We start from the raw sequence: 18795 nt of genomic DNA, 5'->3' as shown, positions 1-18795 counted from the left end.
CGCGCCGCTTCCGCGGCAGGTCAGTCCGCAACCGGGTAGATCCGGCATCGCAGCACCATATGCGTGTTGTCCAGCATTCGGGACCACTGTGCCTTCAGGCTCACGGCGTCCTCTCCCAGCAAGGCCGGGGTTCGGCGATGCAGTCGCTGCTCCGCGCTTCGCAGAAAGACGGGGCCGCCTCGCAGTTCGACAGTCAGGGCCCCTTCCTCCAATGACAGCAAGGTGATCTCCGAGAAGCCGGGCATTTGCTGGATCGGCGGGATCTGCAACTGTTGAACGCTGCGCTGGCCACTCGAGTCCGTGGGCCCGGCGGGACTCGGCGACTGCTTCTTCGGACTGGTGCTCATTGCGGGCTGTTCCAAGCAAGTCAAATGCCCATGGGGTCTCTCGCGGGGAGTCAAGGGCAGCGGACTTTCGCCAACCACCCGCTGCAAAGATTGCCGCAAAAACGGCCCGCCGATTTCCCAAAGAAACGAAGCCCCACCAAAGCGAGGGGACGAATGCTTACAGCGGGCATCGCGCGCCGACGACAAGGAGCGAGGGTTCGTTTCCGATCATGGAATGAGCACCAAGGTCACGGAACGCTCTTCGACACGCTGGCGTTGACGGACAGCGAAGAGCGGCAGCCCTTGGCCATGCCCAACCATGGGCCCACCCAGGGCCTCGACGTCAACGAGAGGCCGACACGGATTCGACGACATCATGCCCATTTACACCAACTTCCCAGCCATGCCATCTTCGATGCCTTCTTCGATGCCTTCCTCAAAGCCCTCCTCCATGGCTTCGTCGTCGGCTGCGCAGGGGACAGCCAGCGGCGTCACACCTTCGGCCAGCGATCTCGACGACGTGAGAGAGGTGCTCGAAGACCTGCTCGAGACCACGCGAGACGGCGAGTATGGATTCCGCACCTGCGCGGAAGAAGTCGATGCGCCCGACCTGAAGCAGGTCTTCACCGAACGCGCCGCCGAGTGTGCACGAAGCGCATCGGAGCTGACCCAACTCATCCGCCAATGCGGCGGCACTGCGGACGATACGAGCGGCAGCGTGAGCGGCGCTCTGCATCGCGGATGGGTCCACGTGAAGAGCGCCGTGGGCGCGAACAGTGCCCTGTCGATTCTCGAGGAATGCGAGCGCGGCGAAGATGCAGCCGTGGCCCGCTATCGCAAGGCGATGAAGGCCAACCTGCCGGCGGACGTGCGCACCGTGGTCGAACGCCAGGCGCGGGGTGCGCAGCGCAACCATGATCAGATCAAGGCGCTGCGCGACCAGATGCGCGCCCGGGGCTGATGTCGCGGCGCCGCGATGATTGCCGTCCACCATCTCAACTGCGTTTCCGCTTGCCCGCTCGGTGGCCGGCTCATGGATGGACGCAGTCCTTCCGCATTCCAGCGTGGCACCCTGTGCTGCCATTGCCTTTTGCTGGAAACCGATGACGGGCTCGTGTTGGCCGACACGGGCTATGGCCTGCGCGACGTGCGTGATCCGCGCAGCCGGCTCAGCGGCTTCTTTCTCAAGCTGATGTCGCCGGATTTCCGCGAGGAAATGACCGCCGTGCGCCAGGTGGAGAGCCTCGGCTTCAGCGCGCGCGACGTGCGGCACATCGTGCTGACCCATCTGGACTTCGACCACGCCGGCGGCCTCGACGACTTTCCGGAAGCCAGGATCCACATGCTGCGCACCGAGCGCGACGACGCGCTGCGCCAGCGCTCATGGCTCGACCGGCAGCGCTACAGGCCCCAGCAATGGTCGAGTCGAGACCGCTGGCAGGCGTATGGCCTTGGAGTGGGCGAACCTTGGTTCGGCTTCGACGGCGTGCGCGAGCTGCAAGGCATTGCGCCCGACATCCTCATGGTGCCCCTTCCGGGGCATACGCTGGGCCATGCAGGCATCGCAGTGCGCTCGGGCGCGGGCGCGCGGTGGATCATGCTGGCGGGCGATGCCTACTTTCATCACTGCGAGATGGACCTGGAGCCCTGGTGTACGCCGGGCCTTCGCATGTACCAGACGCTGATGGAGAAGGATCGCCGCGCGCGCTTGGACAACCAGCGGCGGCTGCGCTCGCTCAAGCAGTCGCTTGACGGGGAATTCGAATCCTTTTGCGCACATGACCCGGCCGAGTTCGAAAGGCTGGCCCAGCGCAATGCCGGAGACCCCCTGCAGGCGCCGCACGCACTGCGGCCCGGCCAGGCGGTGCATGCAACAGCGACTTGAGTCAGACCAACGCCATCTCTTCAACAACCCATCAGAGAATTCCATGACACGGCTCATCGCCTTTTCGCACCTTCGCTGGGATTTCGTCTACCAGCGCCCGCAACACCTTCTCTCCAGACTGGCAAGAACATATCCGGTGGTCTTCATCGAAGAGCCGGTGCGGGATGACGTGCCGCGGCTCGAGCGGCTTCACCCGGCACCGGGCGTCGAAATCCTTCGACCCCACTTGCCGGGTGCTGCGATGGGCTTTCACGACGATCATTTGCCGGGGTTGCGCTCGCTCCTCATGGAATACCTTCGAACCGAGCAGCCGGAGCCGTACTGGCTCTGGCTCTATACGCCCATGGCGCTCCCGCTGGCTGCCGAGTTCGATCCGATCGGCATCGTGTATGACTGCATGGATGAGCTGTCGGCTTTCCTGAAGGCGCCGCGACAGTTGCTCCAGCGAGAGAACGCCTTGTTGAAAACGGCGGACGTCGTCTTCACGGGAGGCACCAGCCTGTACCAGGCCAAGCGGCTGCGCCATCCGAACGTCTATTGCTTTCCGAGCAGTGTCGATGCGGTGCACTTCAGCGGCTCGGCAACGGGCCGTGGGGAGCATCCGGCACAAGCCGATGTGCCTCACCCCCGGCTCGGTTTTTATGGAGTCATCGACGAGCGCCTGAACCTGAGTCTCGTCGCTGCCATTGCGGACAGGCGCCCTGATTGGCAGATTGTCATGGTGGGGCCTGTCGTCAAGATCGACCCGTCGACACTGCCGCGCAGGCCCAACATCCAATGGCTGGGACAGCGCAGCTACGAGGAACTTCCCGCACTGGTGGCGGGCTGGGACGTGTGTCTGCTGCCCTTTGCGCTCAACCAGGCGACGCGCTACATCAGCCCCACCAAGAYGCTCGAATACCTGGCGGCCGATCGCCCGGTCGTCAGTACGCCCATCAAGGACGTCGTCGACTGCTTCGGCAGCGTGGTGGGCATTGCCTCCACACCGCTCGAGTTCGTCGCGCGATGCGAAGCGGTGCTGGCCATGGACGAAGCCGCACGCGCCAAAGCCGCCCGTGCGCGCGCGGCCGTGGTCGCCAGCACGTCGTGGGACAAGACGGCGGCGAGCATGTTGGCGCTGCTGGAGGCTGCGAGGTTCACTCAGCAGCAGGACGCGCAGCCCCCGGGAACTGAATTGCTCCCGGCGCCGCTGCTGGCGGACGCCGGCGCCAAGGTCGACACTCGAATGGTCGTTCCGCTGGACCGCTGAACCGCACGGAAACATGTTCGGAGAGTGCATGAACGGGCGCGAGGCTGCTCTGTTCAAGAGCTTCTGGATAGCGGGATTCGAAGGCGCCGACCACGTGAACAGCCTCGGGCAGACGCTGTCGATGAACCGCGCGAACGCGCACTGGGACCTGATCGAGGACGACTACAGGCGGCTCGCGGACTTCGGCATCGCCACCGTGCGAGAGAGCGTCGGCTGGCGTGAGTTCGACACAGGCAGCGCCGGTCCGCGGCGGCTCACGCACCACGCGGAAGTGGCTCGGCGGTGCGGCGTGCAAGTGATCTGGACGCTTCATCACTACGGTGTGCCGCCGGGAGTCGATTTCTTTGCGGCGGACTTCGGGGCACGCTTTGCCGACTTTTGCGAACGCGCGGCACGTTGTCTCGTGCCGCTGACGGAGGGTGTACCGATCTTCCAGCCGATCAACGAAATCTCTTACCTGAGTTGGGCGGCGAGCGCCGGTGCATTGATAAAGACCGGTCAAGCGCCCGGCCCGGCCGCCGGCGATGCGATGAAGCGGCAGCTGGTGCGAGCCACCCTCATGGGATGCGACGCGCTCTGGTCGGTCGCACCGCAAGCGCGCATGGTGCACACGGATCCGATGATCCACGTGATCGGCCCCGCGGACGGCACGGAGGCGCAGCAGTGCGAAGCACAGTCGGTCGCCGAGTCGCAGTTCCAGGCATGGGACATGATCTCGGGAAGAACAGAGCCGCAACTCGGCGGCGCGCCTCGCTACCTCGACGTGATCGGCGTCAACTACTACCACCCCAACCAGTGGGAGCACCCGAGCAACGAGCGACTGCATTGGCATCTGGACGACCCGCGACGGCGGGACGCCGCGGACATGCTGCGCGAAGTCAGCCAGCGCTATGGCCGCCCGGTGTTCATCGCGGAGACCGGCCACATGGGGCATGGCCGGGCGGACTGGCTCGACTACATTGCATCGGCGGTGCGCCGCTCCGTCGCCGCAGGGGTGCCGATCCAGGGAATCTGCCTCTATCCGATCGTGGACCGCCCCGACTGGCTGGACCCGGCGCACTGGCATCGAAGCGGCCTCTGGGACTTGCCCGACCCTCTGGAGCAACCGGAGCGCCGCGTCATCGATCGACCGCTCGCGCGGCGCCTGCGCTATTGGCAGGAGCTGCTGCCCCGGCACGCTCAGGCCACGTTCTGACCCTTGGCCTGTGCGTTCCAAAGCCGCTCGTAGAGCCCACCGGCACGACGCAGCTGCTCGGGATGGCCGTCCTCGACGACCCGGCCCTGGCAGAGGACGACGATGCGGTCGAAGCTCGCCACGGTCGAAAGCCGGTGCGCAACGGCAACCACGGTGCGTCCTTCCATGGCGCGATGCAGCGCGGCGTGGATCTGGCGCTCGGCAGCGGTGTCGAGCGCCGAGGTCGCCTCGTCCAGCAGAAAAATGGAGGTGTCCTTGAGCATCGCGCGTGCAATGCCGACGCGCTGGCGCTGCCCTCCGGAAAGCCTGACACCGCGTTCACCGACGAGGGTCTCATAGCCTTGCGGAAAATCCCGCACGAACTCATCGACGTGAGCCGCCTCGGCGACCGCTTTCAGTTCCGCGTCGGTGGCATCCGGCCGCCCATAACGCAGGTTCTGGCTGATGCTGCGATGCAGGAGCGAGATCTCCTGCGGCACCACGGCGATGGCTGCGCGCAGGCTCTCCTGGCTCACCGTGCGCACGTCCTGTCCGTCCACGATCACTGCCCCGGCCTGCACGTCGTGCAGCCGCTGGATCAGCCCCAGCAGCGTACTCTTGCCCGAGCCGGAAGGGCCCACGATGCCCACGCGCTGGCCGGCTGGAATGTCCAGCGAGAAGTTCTTCAGCACCGGTGAACCATCCCGGTATGCAAAGTCGACGTCCTGCAGCCGGATGCTCCCCGCGCCCGGCTGGAAGGCCTTCGCTCCCGGCGCGTCCTGCGGGTCATGCGGAATGGCGATCACGCCCAGCATCTCCCGAAGCACACCGACGTGCTGCGTGGCCTCGACGAACGCGAGTGCGAGTTCGCGCGAGCCGTGCAGGATCCGGAAGCTCAGGGCGCTGACCAGGACCACGTCGCCTGCGGTGCTGGTGCCTTCGAGCCAGCGGTGGATGGACCACGTCATCATCGTTCCGGTCATGATCCAGACGCACACGTCGTGCAGCACTCGCGCCTGCTCGAGAAACAGCCAGCTGGTGCGGTGCGCCTGCCCTTCGCTGCCCGTCACTTCCGCGACGCGGCGGATCTCGCGCTCGCGCGCCGAGAAGGACTTGATGGTCCAGAGATTGCTGACGAGGTCGACCAGTTCGCCGGTGACCTTCGAGTGCGCCGCCGCATAGGCCTGGTGCAAAGGCCGTCCGCGCCGACCGAACAGCGCGAGAGCCGCGGCCATCAGCAGAACGAAGCAAACCAGTGCGACGGCCATCCAGGGCTGGATGGTCATCAGCAGGACGACCGCGCCGAGAAAGTCCACGCATGGCGGCGCGATCCGCCAGGTGAGCGTGGCGATGAGCGCGCCCGTAGAGCCGGCCGTCGCAGTGATGCGGCCGCCCAGCGCCCCGGAACTGTTGCGCGTGACGAAATCGACCGAATGGGCGCTGAGGTAGGCGAAGAGCCGCGTTCGCACGTCGATGCCGACGTCGACCACTGTGTTGCAGCCGATCCATCCACTGAGCCGCCAGAAGACGCTCTCTGCCATGACGAGGCCGATGAAGAGCGTCAGGAAGGCCCAGACGCTCTCCGCTGGCCTCTGCAAGGACATCGCGTCGACGATGAGCTTCATTCCGTACTGGGCCGCCACACCCAGCGACGCGGCCATGATGATAGACAGCCAGAGTGCCGAGAACTGCCACCATCTCCGGCGCACCAGCCAGGCAATGAGCTGTCCCGGCTGCTGCGACAGCGGCTCTTCTCGGTGTTCTTCACGGACTCGCGGCCGGCCTTGCGTCCGCGGCAGGTGCGCTGGAGCTGTCTGTTCGTGATCTATGCGCATCGGAGCGGCATGTTGATGAATGCTCGAATCTGGCGAGCGCGAACGCGGACCGGATCGGTGGTTGGCCCGACGCTGTGTAGGCGACGCCTCGCATCGCGCACCGCGCACGGGCCAGGCACGGGCCAGGCTTCACGCCTCAGTGGACGGCCTCTGATCCGGCGATCGCCCACACGTCCACTTTCGACTTCGCAAGACATCGGAGCCGATCGCGCAGGTCCTCGGGGCGAGACTTCGCGCTTCCGACCGAGAGGCGAGCCTTGAATTCATTGTTCGCAAAGAGATCGGCATGGCCGAAGACGCGCTTGCCCGCCTGGTTCACCTTGACGTCGATCTGCACGCCGCGGTATACGAGCGGACTCGCCATCGCCGCTTTCATGGCCGGTCTCCCCACGTCGGACGACGCGAACGGACGACGGCGTCCAGCCTCGATTTCCACCCCTTGGGTGGGCTGTGAGACTTGACGTGGGACATCGGCACGTCTCCCGGATACCCGTAGCGGGCGAGTTCTTCGCGTCCCTTCTCGGTGATCGCGAGCACCTGGGCGGCGTCGGAGGGCCCCGAAAGCGTGAGTGGATCGGATGGCGCCGGTGTGAGCGCGATCACGAGTCCCGCAGCGCGCAGCAGTTTGATCTGATCGATCTCGGCCCGCGTGCGAAACGTAGCCGGCAGCGGCGAGCCGGCGAGTTGCCTGAGCATGTCCATGGCCATTTTCTGGTCCTCCTTTTCTCTCTGACCAAAGTGGAACGCCGGAAAAATAAGGGCCGCGGCGACCCTCTTCAAGCCGGCGGAGCGGGCGACAAAGTAACGAATTTTTTCGAACCCGCGAAGTGAGCGCACCTCAGTAGCGCGTGCGCCTGCGCGGCTTCAGCCAGAGATAGAGCAGGCCGCTGACCGCCACGACCGTCAGCGCCTTGCGGGCGGCGCCCATGGGGTTGTGCTTCAACTCGGCACGTCCGCCCATCTCGGCGTAGATCCTCGGCACATGGCCGTGCGACAGGTCTTCGATGAGCCCTTCACCCACGTTGATCCGGTCGGCCAGGAGCAACAGCATCCAGTGGCGAACGTCGTTCTCGCTGTAGCGGAAGGCGATGCGCCTCAGGCTTCCGCTCATGCCCCGCGGCGGTTGGGGCGTGCCAAAGACGGGCGTGATGCCCGGCCGCTCGATGGAGCAGAGGATCTCGACGTTCCTCGGCTGCTGCTCCGGCTTGTCCCAGTGAACGCCCTCGAGGCGCGGCGGAGTCCGCTCTCTCGGATATGCAGGCCGATTGGCATGGTCCAGGTCACTGCCCCAGCCTTTGATGTGGCTGTGCTTGAGAGGTGCTTCCATACGGTTCTCCTTGCGGGGTGTTCAGAGCGTGGCGCCCGGCGGAATCAACACAGGCTTGATGCAGCCGTCGAGCTTGCTCGAGAAGATGTGATACGCATCGGACACTTCTTCGAGAGGGATCCGGTGCGTGATGATCTTGTGCGGCTCGATGTGGCCGGCCTGGATGTGTTCGATGAGCCGAGGCAGATGGCGCTTCACGCTGGCCTGGTTCATTCGCAGCGTCAACCCCTTGTTCAGCGCATTGCCGATCGGCACGGCATTGAACGTGGTCCCGTAGACGCCGACGATCGACACCACCCCGCCCTTGCGCACCGAGTTGATGGCCCAGTGCAGCACCGTCGACGCGCCCGCCTGCAGCTTGAGCTTGATGCCTGTCAGCCGCTGCAACGCACTGCCGGCCGCTTCGCATCCGACGCAGTCGATGCAGACGTCGGCGCCCATCCAGTCCGTCATCTTCTTGATGTGAATGGCCATGTCGTCCACATACTTGAAGTCGATGGTCTCGCACTGCGCATAGTTCTTGACGAACTCCAGCCGGTACTCGAGGTGGTCGACCACGATGACGCGCGAGGCGCCGAGCAGCCATGCGGACTTGGCCGCGAAGATGCCGATCGGGCCGGCGCCGAAAATGACCACCGTGTCGCCCTCCTCGATCTCGCCCATCTCGGCGGCTTGGTAGCCAGTGGGGAGCGCATCGGTGAGCATCAACGCGTCTTCCAGCAACAGCTCGTCCGGAATCTTTGTCGGGCCGATGTCGGCAAAGGGCACGCGCACGAATTGCGCCTGGCCGCCGTCGTAGCCACCCGCCGTGTGCGAGTAGCCATAGATGCCGCCGACCGCCGTCGCTTCGGGATTGGTGTTGTGGCAGTTGCCGTACAGCTCGCGCTGGCAGAAGTAGCAGGTGCCGCAGAAGACATTGAACGGCACCAGGACACGGTCGCCGACCTTCAGGTTCTGCACCGAGCTGCCCACTTCCTTCACCGTGCCGACGAATTCGTGGCCGAAGGTGGTCCCCACGCGGGTGTCCGGCACCAGCCCATGGTAGAGGTGCAGGTCCGACCCGCAGATGCAGGACCGCTCGACCTGCACGATGGCGTCATTGGGGTGCTCGATCACCGGATCGGGCTTCTGTGCGGCTCGTACGCGATACGGGCCCCGGTAGTTCATTGCAAGCATGCGCGCTCCTTGATCGTTGGACCGACCAAGCTAGGAGCCGACGCAGGCGGCCCTCCGTGGGGCATCGGGCGTAAGGGCTGTAGGCGGCATCCTGCGATCGGCCCGCGGGTGGACGCAGGTGCTAGGCGATGGCGTGTGAAGACGATCCGTTCGCAAGGATGAGTTTGTGCATCTGCGCGGCGATCAAGACATCGAGCGCCTGCACTCCGTCAGATCCAGCTTGCGGCGGGTTGCCGCATGTGACCCCGAAGGTGACCCGCGCCACCAGATCGCGATAGCGCGGAAAGGCCACCTGCAATGCGGCAGCGAACTTTTCCTTGTCGCGCGCAGTGCGGCGAAGCAGGGTCAGCGGATGCCTTTGCGCATGCGGCGAAATGACATGGCTCACCAGCGCGGGCACGAACCGGGTCCGCGGCGCCAGCCGGGCGAACAGGGTGTAGCTGCTCGACCAGTTCAACAAGGACGCTGCGGCCCGCTGCACGCCGAAGGCTGCGGGATCGGGCTCGATCTCACCCGCCGGAAAGGTCAACAACGCACCCCCTTCCTGCAAGTGCCTGGCGGCCGTCCTGAGCACGGCCATGCGTCCGCCTTCGTGGCGCCCGCCTTCCTCATCAGGCAGGAAGATCAGTTGGCGCGCCACGTTAGGCAAGGCGCGAAGGAATGGGCGATCCAGGGCGATCACCCGGAGGTCGGGGCGGGATGCCAAGCTGGTGAAAAGTGCGACCGTGTCGGTCATGCCCGGATGATTCGCGAGGATGACCACCGGCCCTTGTGGTGGAACGTGCTCCAGTCCCGATGTGACGATGCCCGCGGTCATTCGCTTCATCAGCCAGGCGCTGCCCTGCGCGAGACCGTGCTCGCCCACACGGGTATCGAACTCGTGCGCGGTCCGGGCGAATCGGTGGGCGGCGGGCCGGAACAAGCGACGCAACGGCGTGCGGTGCAGGCGCGACAGGCCCGTCGAATCGAGCAGATCGACGACGTTGAGCTCGGTCAGTGTCTCTACCAATGGCGAGGCGGCGGTCATCCCTGGATCTTCATGGTGTGCGCAATGATGCCGCATGATCTCCTGGCTTCCTAGAATCCACGGCATGAATATCACCGACGTGGACCTCAACCTGCTGGTTGCCTTTTCGGCGATGTCGGAGCACCAAAGCGTGACCAAGGCTGGCGAGGCGGTCGGGCTGAGCCAACCTGCGATGAGCGCGGCGGTGCGGCGGCTGCGCGTGCTGTTCGGAGACGCGCTGTTCGTCAAGACGGGCGCCGGCATGCAACCTACGCCGCGCGCCATCGAACTAAGCGAGCCGATCAGGCGCGTCGTGGAGGCGATCAAGACCGAAATCCTCCCTGCCTCTGAGTTCGACCCCGGCAGCGCTCGCAAGCAGTTCTCGATCGTCACGCCCGACATCGCGGAGGTTCACTTCCTGCCGCAGATCCTGTCGCGCCTGGCACAACTGGCGCCTGGATGCTCATTGCGCACGTTGTCGATGGCGCGTCATACGGCGGCCGATGCATTGGCGTCGGGCGCTGCCGAACTCGCGATCGGCTACCTGCCGGATTTGCAGAAGGCCGGCTTCTTCATGCAGAAGCTGTTTCGCAACGACTATGTGTGCATCGTGCGCAGCGCGCATCCTGTGGTCGGCGAGCGCATCTCGCTGAAAACCTACCTGGCCGCTTCGCACGCGGTCGTCAGCCCCGATGGCCGCGAGCATCTGCTGGAGCAGGCTTTGCAGCGCCGTGGGTTGCAGCGCCATGTGGCGGTGGGCCTGTCGCACTTCATGAGCCTGCTGCCGATCATCGAAAGTTCGGACCTCATCGCAACCGTGCCGCGCGATCTGGCGAACATCTGCGTGCGCCACGGAAACATCCGTATCGTCGATCCGCCGTTCAGGTCACCGGTGGTGGAGGTGCATCAGTTCTGGCACCGCCGCTTCCATCAGGATGCGGCCAGCGCTTGGCTGCGCTCACTCGTGCACGAACTGTTCGGCGGCGATGGCCTGCGCAGCTCGCCGGCTGCGCGCAGGCGGTCCTGATCCCGTCTATTCAGGGAGCAGCCCGATCTCGGCTGCGATCTGGCCCAAGCGCTGATGCTCGGCACGCAGATAGGCATCGAACTGCTGCGGCGAAGTGGGCGGCGCGGCGATTGGACCGATCGCCAGCAATTTCTCCGCGAAGGCCGGCTTCTCCAGCATGGCGTTGATGCCGGCATTCATTCGCGCGACGATGGGCGCTGGCGTTCCAGCCGGGGCGACGACGGCCATCCAGCCGACCATGTCGAAGCCCGGCAGAGTCTCCGCCAATGCGGGCACCTTGTCCCAACCGACGATGCGCTTGGGCGAAGTGACGCCCAGCATGCGCAGCCGACCGCTGCGCACGAGTTCGGCGGTGGAAGCCACATCGGCCACCAGCGAATCCACCTGGCCGCCGATCAAGTCCTGCACACCCGTGCCGATGGAGCTGTAGGCCACCAGGTTCGCTCCCGCGCCGGTGCGCGCATTGAAGAGGCGCGCGATCATGCCGCCGAAAGTGCGCGGGCCCTCGTTGGCGAGCGACAGCTTGCCCGCATCGGCCTTGCTGCGCGAAACGAGATCGGCCACGGACTTGAAAGGCGACTGCGCATTCACAAGCAGCGCGAACGGACTGTTTGCCACGAAGGCCACCGGACTGAAGTCTTTCAAGGGGTCGTACGACAGCGACTTGAAGAGATAGCTGTTGGTCACCAGCGCCGCCGTCGTCGCGAAATAGAAGGTGTAGCCGTCGGGTGCCGCATGCTTCACGGCCTGTGCGCCAATCACGTTCTGGCCGCCCGGCTTGTTGTCGATGACGAAAGGCTGGCCGACCGACTGCGACAACCCATCGCCGAGAAGGCGGGCCACGTTGTCGGGCCCGGAGCCGGCCGGCTGGGACAACACCAGCCTGATGGGCTTTGTCGGCCAGGGCTCCTGCGCGCGCACGAGACCGTAGGGCGCGAAGATGGTTGCAATGGCAAGCTGGATCTGGAAGTCTCTTCGTTTCATCTTGGGTCTCCGGGTTGTTTGTGGGTTCGGACTTCCGGCGAGCCGAGCCGGGCCGCGAGGCTGGCGAGTTGCGCCGCGAGTTCAGCCGGTGTCGCGGCTACGCCGTAGACGTAGCGGTCCGGCCGGACGATGGCAGCGCCGCAGCCGTGGCGGCGAAACCATGCAGCCGCCACGTGTTCGGTCTCGCGCAGCGCACCCAACCGGATGGTCCGTAGACTGCGCAAGGCTGCCGGAGCACCGGGGATGGCGCCATCGAAAGCCGCATCGAGCACCAGCCACCATCCGTCGCCGGCCAGCGTGTCGAAGCGAATCCGCTCGCCGCCCTGCTCAAGCCATGGCTGGGGAAAGATCGTGCCGACTGCTGCGCTCGCCGTGGGCGACAGCAGTCCGCCCTGCAACCTCGGAATGACATCCTGTCGTGGCGTGTCCACCACCATCCCGCCGCCCTGCGCCAGCAGATGGGCATCGCGCTCCCGCCCCTTTGCCGGATCGCGCTCGCAGATCACGGCACCAATGTCCTTGATGCGCGTGGTCAACTGGCGCACATGCTCGCCGCGCTCGACGCCGTAGCTGTCGAGCAGCGACTCGGTGGCGTCCGCTCCCATGTTGTCGCGCAGCACCGCGCGCAGCTTCCAGCTCAGGTTGGCTGCATCGCGAATACCCTGGCACATGCCCTGTCCAAGAAACGGCGGCTGCTGGTGCGCCGCATCGCCCGCGATGAAGACGCGGCCGCGGCGCCATTGCTTTGCCACCAGCGCATGGAAGCGATAGCTCGCCTGGCGCCAGAGCTCTCCGTCGGACGGCGTCATCCAGCGCGCGAGCAGTTCCCAGGTACGCGCCGGCGTGGCGGCCACTTGCGGATCCTCACCTTCCTTCAGCGAGATCTCCCAGCGCCGATGCCTGCCCGGCCCAATGAGGAAGCTGCTCGGACGCGCAGGGTCGCAATACTGCACGCTGGTCTTCGGCAGCTTCGCCAGGCCGCGGTCGTTCGCCAGGACGTCGATCACGAGCCAGGGCTCGTCGAAGGCCAGGTCTTCGAGTTCGAGGCCCATTGCTTCACGAATGCCGCTGGAGGCCCCATCGCAGGCAACCACATAGCGCGCGCGCACAGTCCGTATGTCGCCCTCGGCATCCTTCACATGCAATTGGACGCCGGCTTCGTCCTGCTCGATGCGGATCACCTCCGAGCCGAGCGCGGCCGTGACGCCGGGCATGCGCGAGACATGCTCGCGTAGCTTCTTCTCGATAGCCGGCTGGGTGAAGACGTTCGAGGGCGTATAGCCCAGCGGATAGGGCGGAGCGACCATCGTCATGCGCTTGATCAACTGCCCGTCGACGCCAAAATATTCCGACGGAGTGAACGGCTCGACGTCCGATTCGATCTTGTCGATGACACCGATCTGCTGAAACACACGCAGGATCTCGTGGTCGATCGCAATCGCTCGCGGCTTGTCGTACACCTCGGTCGAGCGGTCGCAGACCCACGTGCGCAGCCCATAGCTCGCGAGCAGGCCGGCCGCCGCCGCGCCCGACGGGCCGAAGCCGATCACCGCGACGTCCACGATGTCGCGTGTCGAGTCGTCCGTCATCGTCAAGCCTCTTCGTCGACGATCGGATTCACGAGGGTCCCGATGCCTTCGATGTCGACTTCGAAGCGGTCGCCATGCTTCATCCAGACGGGCGGCGTCCGGGCCTGCCCGACACCGGCGGGCGTGCCCATCACGATCACATCGCCGGGTTCGAGCGTCAGGCATTCGGTGAGCAGGGCGAGCGTCTCGGCCACGCCCCAGATCATGTCGGCGGTGTTGGCGTCCTGCATGACCTCGCCGTTGAGGCGGCCCTGGATCTTGAGACCCACCGCGCCCGGCGGCAGTTCATCGGCACTCACCAATACCGGGCCGAAGCCGCCGGTCCTGTCGAAGTTCTTGCCGATGGTCCACTGCGGCGTGCGCTTCTGGTAGTCGCGTACCGACATGTCGTTGAAGCAGGTGTAGCCGAAGACGAGCGACAAGGCATCGTCCTGCGAAACATGCTTGCCGGACTTGCCGATCACCACCGCGAGCTCGGCCTCGAAGTCGAACTTCTCTGAAACCCTCGGCCGCAACCCGGGTTCGTTCGCCGCAAGCAAGGATGTCGCGCCACGGTAGAAGAACCACGGATACACCGGCTTCTCGCGGCCGCCCTCCTTCGCATGGTCGTAGTAATTGAGACCGAGGCAGATGATCTTGCCGGGCTCGGGGATCAGCGGCGCGAACTTGATGGCGCCGAGGCGAAGGCGCGGCGCAGACGAGGCGATGGCAGCGGTTGCCGCTCCGGCCAGGTCCGCGCCCGCTCGCAATGCCGCGCGCAGATCCGCCGGCACTTGAGGCTGGGCCTTGTTCAGGTCGACGACGGCATCGCCATCGACAACGCCGAGCCGGGGCGCGCCCGCTTCGATGAAGGTCACGAGTTTCATTGAGTTCTCCGTTTGGATTCTTTTGCCGTGCTCATGCACGCATGCACCAATGCACTCATGCAGGCTTGAACAGCACCCGGCGTTGCGCCTCTTTGAGCCGCGCGCTCGGTGGCTGCGAAATACCCCAGTGGTCGACCCGTCCGGGCGGCCACTTCCAATCTTCCGGACGGCCTGCCACGTAGCTGTCGTCGATCTGCTCGACCTCGGCCGTGTACTCGATGACGATGCCGAACGGGTCGATGAAGTAGTTGAAGGCGTTCGCGCCCGGACCATGGCGACCCGGACCCCACTCGATCGGATGGCCCGCGTCCTTCATCCGGCCGCCGCCGCGCATCACCGAATCGAGCTCGGGCATCATGAAAGCGATGTGGTTGAGCGCGTCGTTGTCCGAGTCGCCCAGCGCGATGCTGTGATGGTCGCGGTCGCAATTCATGAAAGCCATGATGCGGGTCCGGTCCGCCAGCGTGAAGCCCAGCGCCTGTTCGAAAAAGCGCTGGGTCGCCTCCACGTCGTGCGCGTTCAGCACCGCGTGCGCCAGCCGGATCGGCCGGTCCCTGACTTCCGTCGCTTCGGGGCGCCGCGCGTCGCCATGCACGACCTCGATCACCCGGCCGTCGGCATCGGCGATCAGCATTGCAATGCCGCCCGATGGCTCATCGCTCGCGCACGGCGCCTGGAGCACGCGGCCGCCGGCAGCCGCTGTTGCATCGGCAATGTGATGCAAGGCCTTTTCCGAGCGGGCGCGCAACGTGACCTTGCGAATCGCCGGTGCGAGGCCGCCGCGGTGCAGGGCCAGCAGATGGTGATCGGCACCCGTGCCGCGCAGGTAAAGCACCTCGGCGCTCCGCGCGGCGACTTCGAGGTTCCATGTGCCGGTATAGAAAGTCTCGGCCAGCGCAAGATCGGGCACGTCGAGCGAGACGCTGCGCAGCCCCGCGATCCACGGTGAACTCATGGGGAACTCCTTGTCTCAATGCCCAGGAAGGCTTCGGCGTTCAGATGAACGAGCCGCGCCTGCGTGGCCTCGTCAAAGCCTGCTTCGGCCACGCGTTGCGCGGGCAGGCGCTCGTGGAAGTTGAATGGATAGTCGCTGCCGAGCATCAGTTGCCCGTGGCCGAACGTCTTCACCAAGTGCTGCAGGGCAGGCGTGTCGAACACGAGGGTGTCGTAGTAGAGCCGGCGGGCCTGCTCCACCGGTGACAACTGAAGAGCCTCTTTCAAGGCGGGGAAGACCTGCCAGCCCTGCTGCAGCCTGGGCAACAGCGCACTCAGGGTGCCGCCGCCATGACTGAAGGCAATGCGCAGGCGCGGGCGGCGCAACATCAGGTTGCTGGTGATCACTGAAGCAGCGGAGAGTCCCACTTCAGCGGGGTAGGCGAGCACTTGCTGCAACGGCGGCGGCCCGACCAGCCGGTCCATGCCCGTCGGCTTCACGGCATGAACGAACACCGGCATGTTCAGCGCCTCGCAGGCCTCGAAGAAGGGGTCGAGGCTCGGATCGCCCACGGGAACCCCATTGACGTTGCTTCCCACTTCGATGCCGACGAGGCCCGGCGTTCGATGGATGTGCTGCAGCTCCGCGATGGCGGCATCGATGTCCTGCAAGGGCACCGCGCCAAAGCCCAGCAGTGCACCCGCCGACTCGTCGACCATCGCAGCGATCGTCTGATTGAGAAAGCGCAGCAATTGCTGCGCTGCGGGAGCGTCCATCCAATACGACAGCAGCTCGGGCATCGGCGAAATCACCTGGTGCGAGAGCCCCATGGATGGCAGGTCTGCGAGCCGCTTCGGCACATCCCAGGCCTTGTCGGAGACCGTGCGATAGAGCTTGCCCGCGATCATCACGTTGCGATGACATTCGTGCGCCGGCGCCATCGAAGGCCACTGCGCCGGCAGCTTGCTGCCCAGGTAAGCAGGGAAGTCCCGCGGGACGACATGCGCATGCACGTCGACACCGCAGCGGCATGTCATCGTTGCGTTGCCCATCCATTTGTCTCCAGCTCTATGGGCCCGAACTCTAGACAGAAGCGCCGCATCGATGAAGGTGATTCCGTGAATACATTGAATTCATGCGGTGGATGCGCCCGCAAACGAAGCTTCGTGGCCGTGACAAAGTGCGCAGTGGCGTTGCTGTATCTAAATGTTTAATACACCGCGATCTCAACAAAACTCCAAAGGAGCCACTCCGTGCGCCACTCAATGCGTCGCTCAATGTGCAATGCCGCCATCAGTCTCGCCCTTGTCTCCGGCCTGCTCGCCGGTTGCGCGACCAAGGCGCCAACGGCCGCCAACGTCTCGACCATCAAGCTCGCCAACGGAATGCTGGTCGACGACAAGGGGATGACTCTCTACACCTTCGACGACGACAAGCCGAACACGGGCCGGTCGGCCTGCTATGGCAATTGCGCCGTGACCTGGCCGCCGGTCCTCGCTGGCGAAGGCGTCAATCCGACGGGCAAACTCTCGGTGATCACCCGCGCCGACGGTGCCAGGCAGTGGACATTCAAGGGTCAGCCGCTCTACACGTGGCCCGAGGACCAGGAGCCCGGGGACGTGTACGGCGACAACTACGACAAGGTCTGGCACGTCGTGAAGACGGGCCAGCTGTAAGCGTATGCAGAGCCACTCCTCACCCCGGCGCGTCTTGGGCATCCGCAGTTCGGTGGTTACCCTCGCCGGTGCGCTTCTCTGCGCACTTTGCTCGGCGACGCCGCTTCAGGTCAGCGTCATCGACAAGGACGGACAACCCGTGACCGAAGCGGTCGTCGTCGTGGTCACGACCTCGAAGGCGGCACCGTCCCGTCCGTTGGCCAAGGAGGTGACGATCAGCCAGGAGAAGATGCGCTTCGTTCCCGCAGTGACCCTGGTACCGGTCGGCGCAAAGGTTCACTTTGTCAACAACGACCCATGGGATCACCACGTGCGGGCTTCAGCCGCCGGGGTCGCGCAATTCGATGTCGGTCCCGCAGGCGGCTTCGAACTGATGATCGCCGGCAAGCCCGAAGGCAAACCCGGCAAGACGGCCGACGCGGCTTTCGACAAGGCCGGCCCGGTGCTGCTCGGCTGCCATCTCCACAGCTCGATGCGGGGACACGTCTACGTGAGCGACTCGCCCTGGGCCGCAGTGACGGCCGCCGACGGCCTCGCCACGCTCGACGTGCCCGAGGGCGCCGCGACCATCAAGGTGTGGCACGCAGACCAGCTCATCGACATCGCACCGCTCCAGGTGGTGCTCGGAGATGGCCCGGCCAAGGCGAGCTTGCAACTCAACGTGGTTCCTCGGCGCAAAAGGATCTGAGGGTCTGAAGGCTCTGCCCGCGCGTGCTGCGCGCGCGGCCGTCACAAATGCGGATGTGCGCTCTTTGAGCGCGCTCTCGCCCGGCCGATGGCCAGCACGCTGAGCGCCGCCGCAGCCGCGAAAGCAAGCGCCGCTGTGTTGCCCGAGACCGCGCGCCCCATGTCGAGCGCGATCTCACCCGTGCGTGGCGCAACCAACTGGAGGCGCCGCTTCGTCAACTGCGTGCCCAATTCGCCGAGCTGGTCGCGCATCTTCTGCTCGGCCGCGGGAAAAACGATGGTTTCCTCATCGGCCACGTGGTGAATGACGTCGCGCATGAGAGCCATCACTGTCTCGTCGTAGTCGATCGCCTCGGGCTCCATCTGGCGTAGCAGTTTGATCAGCCGCTTCATCTCATCGTGCTCGTGCAGGCTTTGCTGGATGCGCTCGCCGCAGATCTCCCGCACCGCCGGATAAAAAATCTCCTCTTCCAGCTGCGCGTGTACCTCCAGGGAGGTGCAGATGGTGTTCACGAGACCCTTCTTGACGCGCGTGGGCGCATCCACCTTGAACTGGTGGAACGTGGACATGACATGCGTGTGATCCAGGCGAAGCATGTTGGTCGCGCTGGGCATGATCTGGGAGACGAGACTGGTCATGAGACCTCCAATAAACAGTGATGGCTCATTGAAAGATCAGCACTGCGATCCTCCCGTCAGAAAGAAGCGAGCGCGCCGCGCGTCTGCATCCTACGTAGCGCTGCCGAGCGGCGCGGCTAGCATCACCGTGGCCGAGGGGCCGCTTCCGGCGTCAGCGCCTGGCGGCCCTTGTCGGTGATTCCGTAGACCATGACTTCGTCCAAGTCTTCAGAAAGACCCGCTTTGACCAGTCCGGCGGCGTTGAGCAACATCACTTTTTCCACCCTTTCGCCATCGTGGAAAAGTTGCGGAAACGGGCCCTTCCCCACCTGGGCCAAAAGTTCAAACGGCATAGGTTTTGTCTCCATCGTCTTGCGCTAAAACGGAAAAAAGCCCCTCGCCAAGGAGCCTTGCGCGAGGGGTCTGTGACAACTCC

General features: G+C 65.1%; 21 protein-coding genes. 7 read left to right on the top strand and 14 right to left on the bottom strand.

The genetic code is table 11. The annotated features are described in order from the left end of the window. Positions 1-20: 20 nt before the first annotated feature. The gene (locus tag AC1DMA_RS07165; RefSeq protein WP_478124430.1) at positions 21-347 is read right to left on the bottom strand and encodes a Rieske (2Fe-2S) protein; all 327 of its coding nucleotides are present in this window, start codon (positions 345-347) and stop codon (positions 21-23) included. A 430-nt stretch (positions 348-777) separates the two neighbouring features. On the opposite strand from AC1DMA_RS07165, the gene AC1DMA_RS07160 reads away from it, so the two are divergent. From AC1DMA_RS07160 to AC1DMA_RS07145, 4 genes are read left to right on the top strand one after another with little or no spacing between them, the layout of a single operon-like run. Continuing rightward, entirely contained in the window at positions 778-1287 is a 510-nt protein-coding gene (locus AC1DMA_RS07160; protein ID WP_478124429.1) for a ferritin-like domain-containing protein, read from the top strand. An 18-nt stretch (positions 1288-1305) separates the two neighbouring features. Beyond that, the gene (locus AC1DMA_RS07155) at positions 1306-2211 is read left to right on the top strand and encodes an MBL fold metallo-hydrolase (RefSeq protein WP_478124701.1); all 906 of its coding nucleotides are present in this window, start codon (positions 1306-1308) and stop codon (positions 2209-2211) included. Positions 2212-2254: 43 nt separating this feature from the next. Continuing rightward, positions 2255-3460 (top strand): glycosyltransferase family protein, encoded by a 1206-nt coding sequence (locus tag AC1DMA_RS07150; protein ID WP_478143736.1) that lies wholly within the window; start codon positions 2255-2257, stop codon positions 3458-3460. A gap of 28 nt (positions 3461-3488) precedes the next feature. Beyond that, positions 3489-4655, top strand: coding sequence for a hypothetical protein (locus AC1DMA_RS07145; RefSeq protein ID WP_478143735.1), 1167 nt, complete (start codon positions 3489-3491; stop codon positions 4653-4655). Here the strand turns inward: AC1DMA_RS07145 and AC1DMA_RS07140 are convergent. From AC1DMA_RS07140 to AC1DMA_RS07115, 6 genes are all read right to left on the bottom strand, one after another. Beyond that, positions 4640-6295 (bottom strand): ABC transporter ATP-binding protein, encoded by a 1656-nt coding sequence (locus tag AC1DMA_RS07140; RefSeq protein WP_478143734.1) that lies wholly within the window; start codon positions 6293-6295, stop codon positions 4640-4642. The two genes, AC1DMA_RS07145 and AC1DMA_RS07140, sit on opposite strands and share 16 nt — an antisense overlap. Before the next feature lie 310 nt (positions 6296-6605). After that, positions 6606-6845: a hypothetical protein gene (locus AC1DMA_RS07135; RefSeq protein WP_478143733.1), complete on the bottom strand. Its 240-nt coding sequence runs from the start codon at positions 6843-6845 to the stop codon at positions 6606-6608. Continuing rightward, complete coding sequence (locus AC1DMA_RS07130; protein WP_478143732.1) at positions 6842-7177, bottom strand: hypothetical protein; 336 nt, start codon at positions 7175-7177, stop codon at positions 6842-6844. The genes AC1DMA_RS07135 and AC1DMA_RS07130 overlap by 4 nt, the downstream gene beginning before the upstream one ends. A gap of 130 nt (positions 7178-7307) precedes the next feature. Beyond that, the gene (locus AC1DMA_RS07125; protein ID WP_478124423.1) at positions 7308-7796 is read right to left on the bottom strand and encodes a hypothetical protein; all 489 of its coding nucleotides are present in this window, start codon (positions 7794-7796) and stop codon (positions 7308-7310) included. A 21-nt stretch (positions 7797-7817) separates the two neighbouring features. Continuing rightward, positions 7818-8972 (bottom strand): zinc-dependent alcohol dehydrogenase, encoded by a 1155-nt coding sequence (locus AC1DMA_RS07120; RefSeq protein WP_478124422.1) that lies wholly within the window; start codon positions 8970-8972, stop codon positions 7818-7820. A gap of 121 nt (positions 8973-9093) precedes the next feature. Then, on the bottom strand, positions 9094-9999 hold the full coding sequence (locus AC1DMA_RS07115) for a 1-acyl-sn-glycerol-3-phosphate acyltransferase (RefSeq protein ID WP_478143731.1): 906 nt from the start codon (positions 9997-9999) through the stop codon (positions 9094-9096). Positions 10000-10063: 64 nt separating this feature from the next. Between AC1DMA_RS07115 and AC1DMA_RS07110 the strand changes: the two genes are divergently transcribed. Further along, positions 10064-11005 (top strand): LysR family transcriptional regulator, encoded by a 942-nt coding sequence (locus AC1DMA_RS07110; RefSeq protein ID WP_478143730.1) that lies wholly within the window; start codon positions 10064-10066, stop codon positions 11003-11005. Positions 11006-11011: 6 nt separating this feature from the next. On the opposite strand, the gene AC1DMA_RS07105 is transcribed toward AC1DMA_RS07110, so the two are convergent. Genes AC1DMA_RS07105 through AC1DMA_RS07085 form a run of 5 tightly spaced genes read right to left on the bottom strand, consistent with a single transcriptional unit; the run spans position 11012 to position 16430 of the window. Beyond that, positions 11012-11989, bottom strand: coding sequence for a Bug family tripartite tricarboxylate transporter substrate binding protein (locus tag AC1DMA_RS07105; RefSeq protein WP_478143729.1), 978 nt, complete (start codon positions 11987-11989; stop codon positions 11012-11014). Further along, on the bottom strand, positions 11986-13578 hold the full coding sequence (locus tag AC1DMA_RS07100; RefSeq protein WP_478143728.1) for a bifunctional 3-(3-hydroxy-phenyl)propionate/3-hydroxycinnamic acid hydroxylase: 1593 nt from the start codon (positions 13576-13578) through the stop codon (positions 11986-11988). Before AC1DMA_RS07100 ends, AC1DMA_RS07105 begins: the two co-directional genes overlap by 4 nt. Before the next feature lie 2 nt (positions 13579-13580). After that, complete coding sequence (locus AC1DMA_RS07095; RefSeq protein WP_478143727.1) at positions 13581-14444, bottom strand: fumarylacetoacetate hydrolase family protein; 864 nt, start codon at positions 14442-14444, stop codon at positions 13581-13583. Positions 14445-14499: 55 nt separating this feature from the next. Next, positions 14500-15399 (bottom strand): VOC family protein, encoded by a 900-nt coding sequence (locus AC1DMA_RS07090; RefSeq protein WP_478124416.1) that lies wholly within the window; start codon positions 15397-15399, stop codon positions 14500-14502. Then, positions 15396-16430 (bottom strand): amidohydrolase family protein, encoded by a 1035-nt coding sequence (locus tag AC1DMA_RS07085; RefSeq protein ID WP_478143726.1) that lies wholly within the window; start codon positions 16428-16430, stop codon positions 15396-15398. The genes AC1DMA_RS07090 and AC1DMA_RS07085 overlap by 4 nt, the downstream gene beginning before the upstream one ends. Before the next feature lie 201 nt (positions 16431-16631). Here AC1DMA_RS07085 and AC1DMA_RS07080 point away from each other — a divergent pair, with 201 nt between their 5' ends. Both AC1DMA_RS07080 and AC1DMA_RS07075 read left to right on the top strand, forming a co-directional pair. Then, positions 16632-17054: a COG4315 family predicted lipoprotein gene (locus AC1DMA_RS07080; protein ID WP_478143725.1), complete on the top strand. Its 423-nt coding sequence runs from the start codon at positions 16632-16634 to the stop codon at positions 17052-17054. A gap of 4 nt (positions 17055-17058) precedes the next feature. Beyond that, on the top strand, positions 17059-17742 hold the full coding sequence (locus AC1DMA_RS07075; RefSeq protein ID WP_478143724.1) for a cupredoxin domain-containing protein: 684 nt from the start codon (positions 17059-17061) through the stop codon (positions 17740-17742). Between the two features lie 41 nt (positions 17743-17783). Here AC1DMA_RS07075 and AC1DMA_RS07070 read toward each other — a convergent pair whose 3' ends face one another. Then, entirely contained in the window at positions 17784-18380 is a 597-nt protein-coding gene (locus AC1DMA_RS07070; protein ID WP_478143723.1) for a hemerythrin domain-containing protein, read from the bottom strand. Between the two features lie 122 nt (positions 18381-18502). Next, positions 18503-18712 carry a hypothetical protein gene (locus AC1DMA_RS07065; protein ID WP_478143722.1) on the bottom strand — a complete coding sequence of 70 codons (210 nt, stop codon included), beginning with the start codon at positions 18710-18712 and terminating at the stop codon, positions 18503-18505. Between the last annotated feature and the right edge of the window lie 83 nt (positions 18713-18795).

Source organism: Variovorax sp. 05N34 (assembly GCF_056397405.1).
This window is presented reverse-complemented; position numbering and strand designations above follow the sequence as displayed.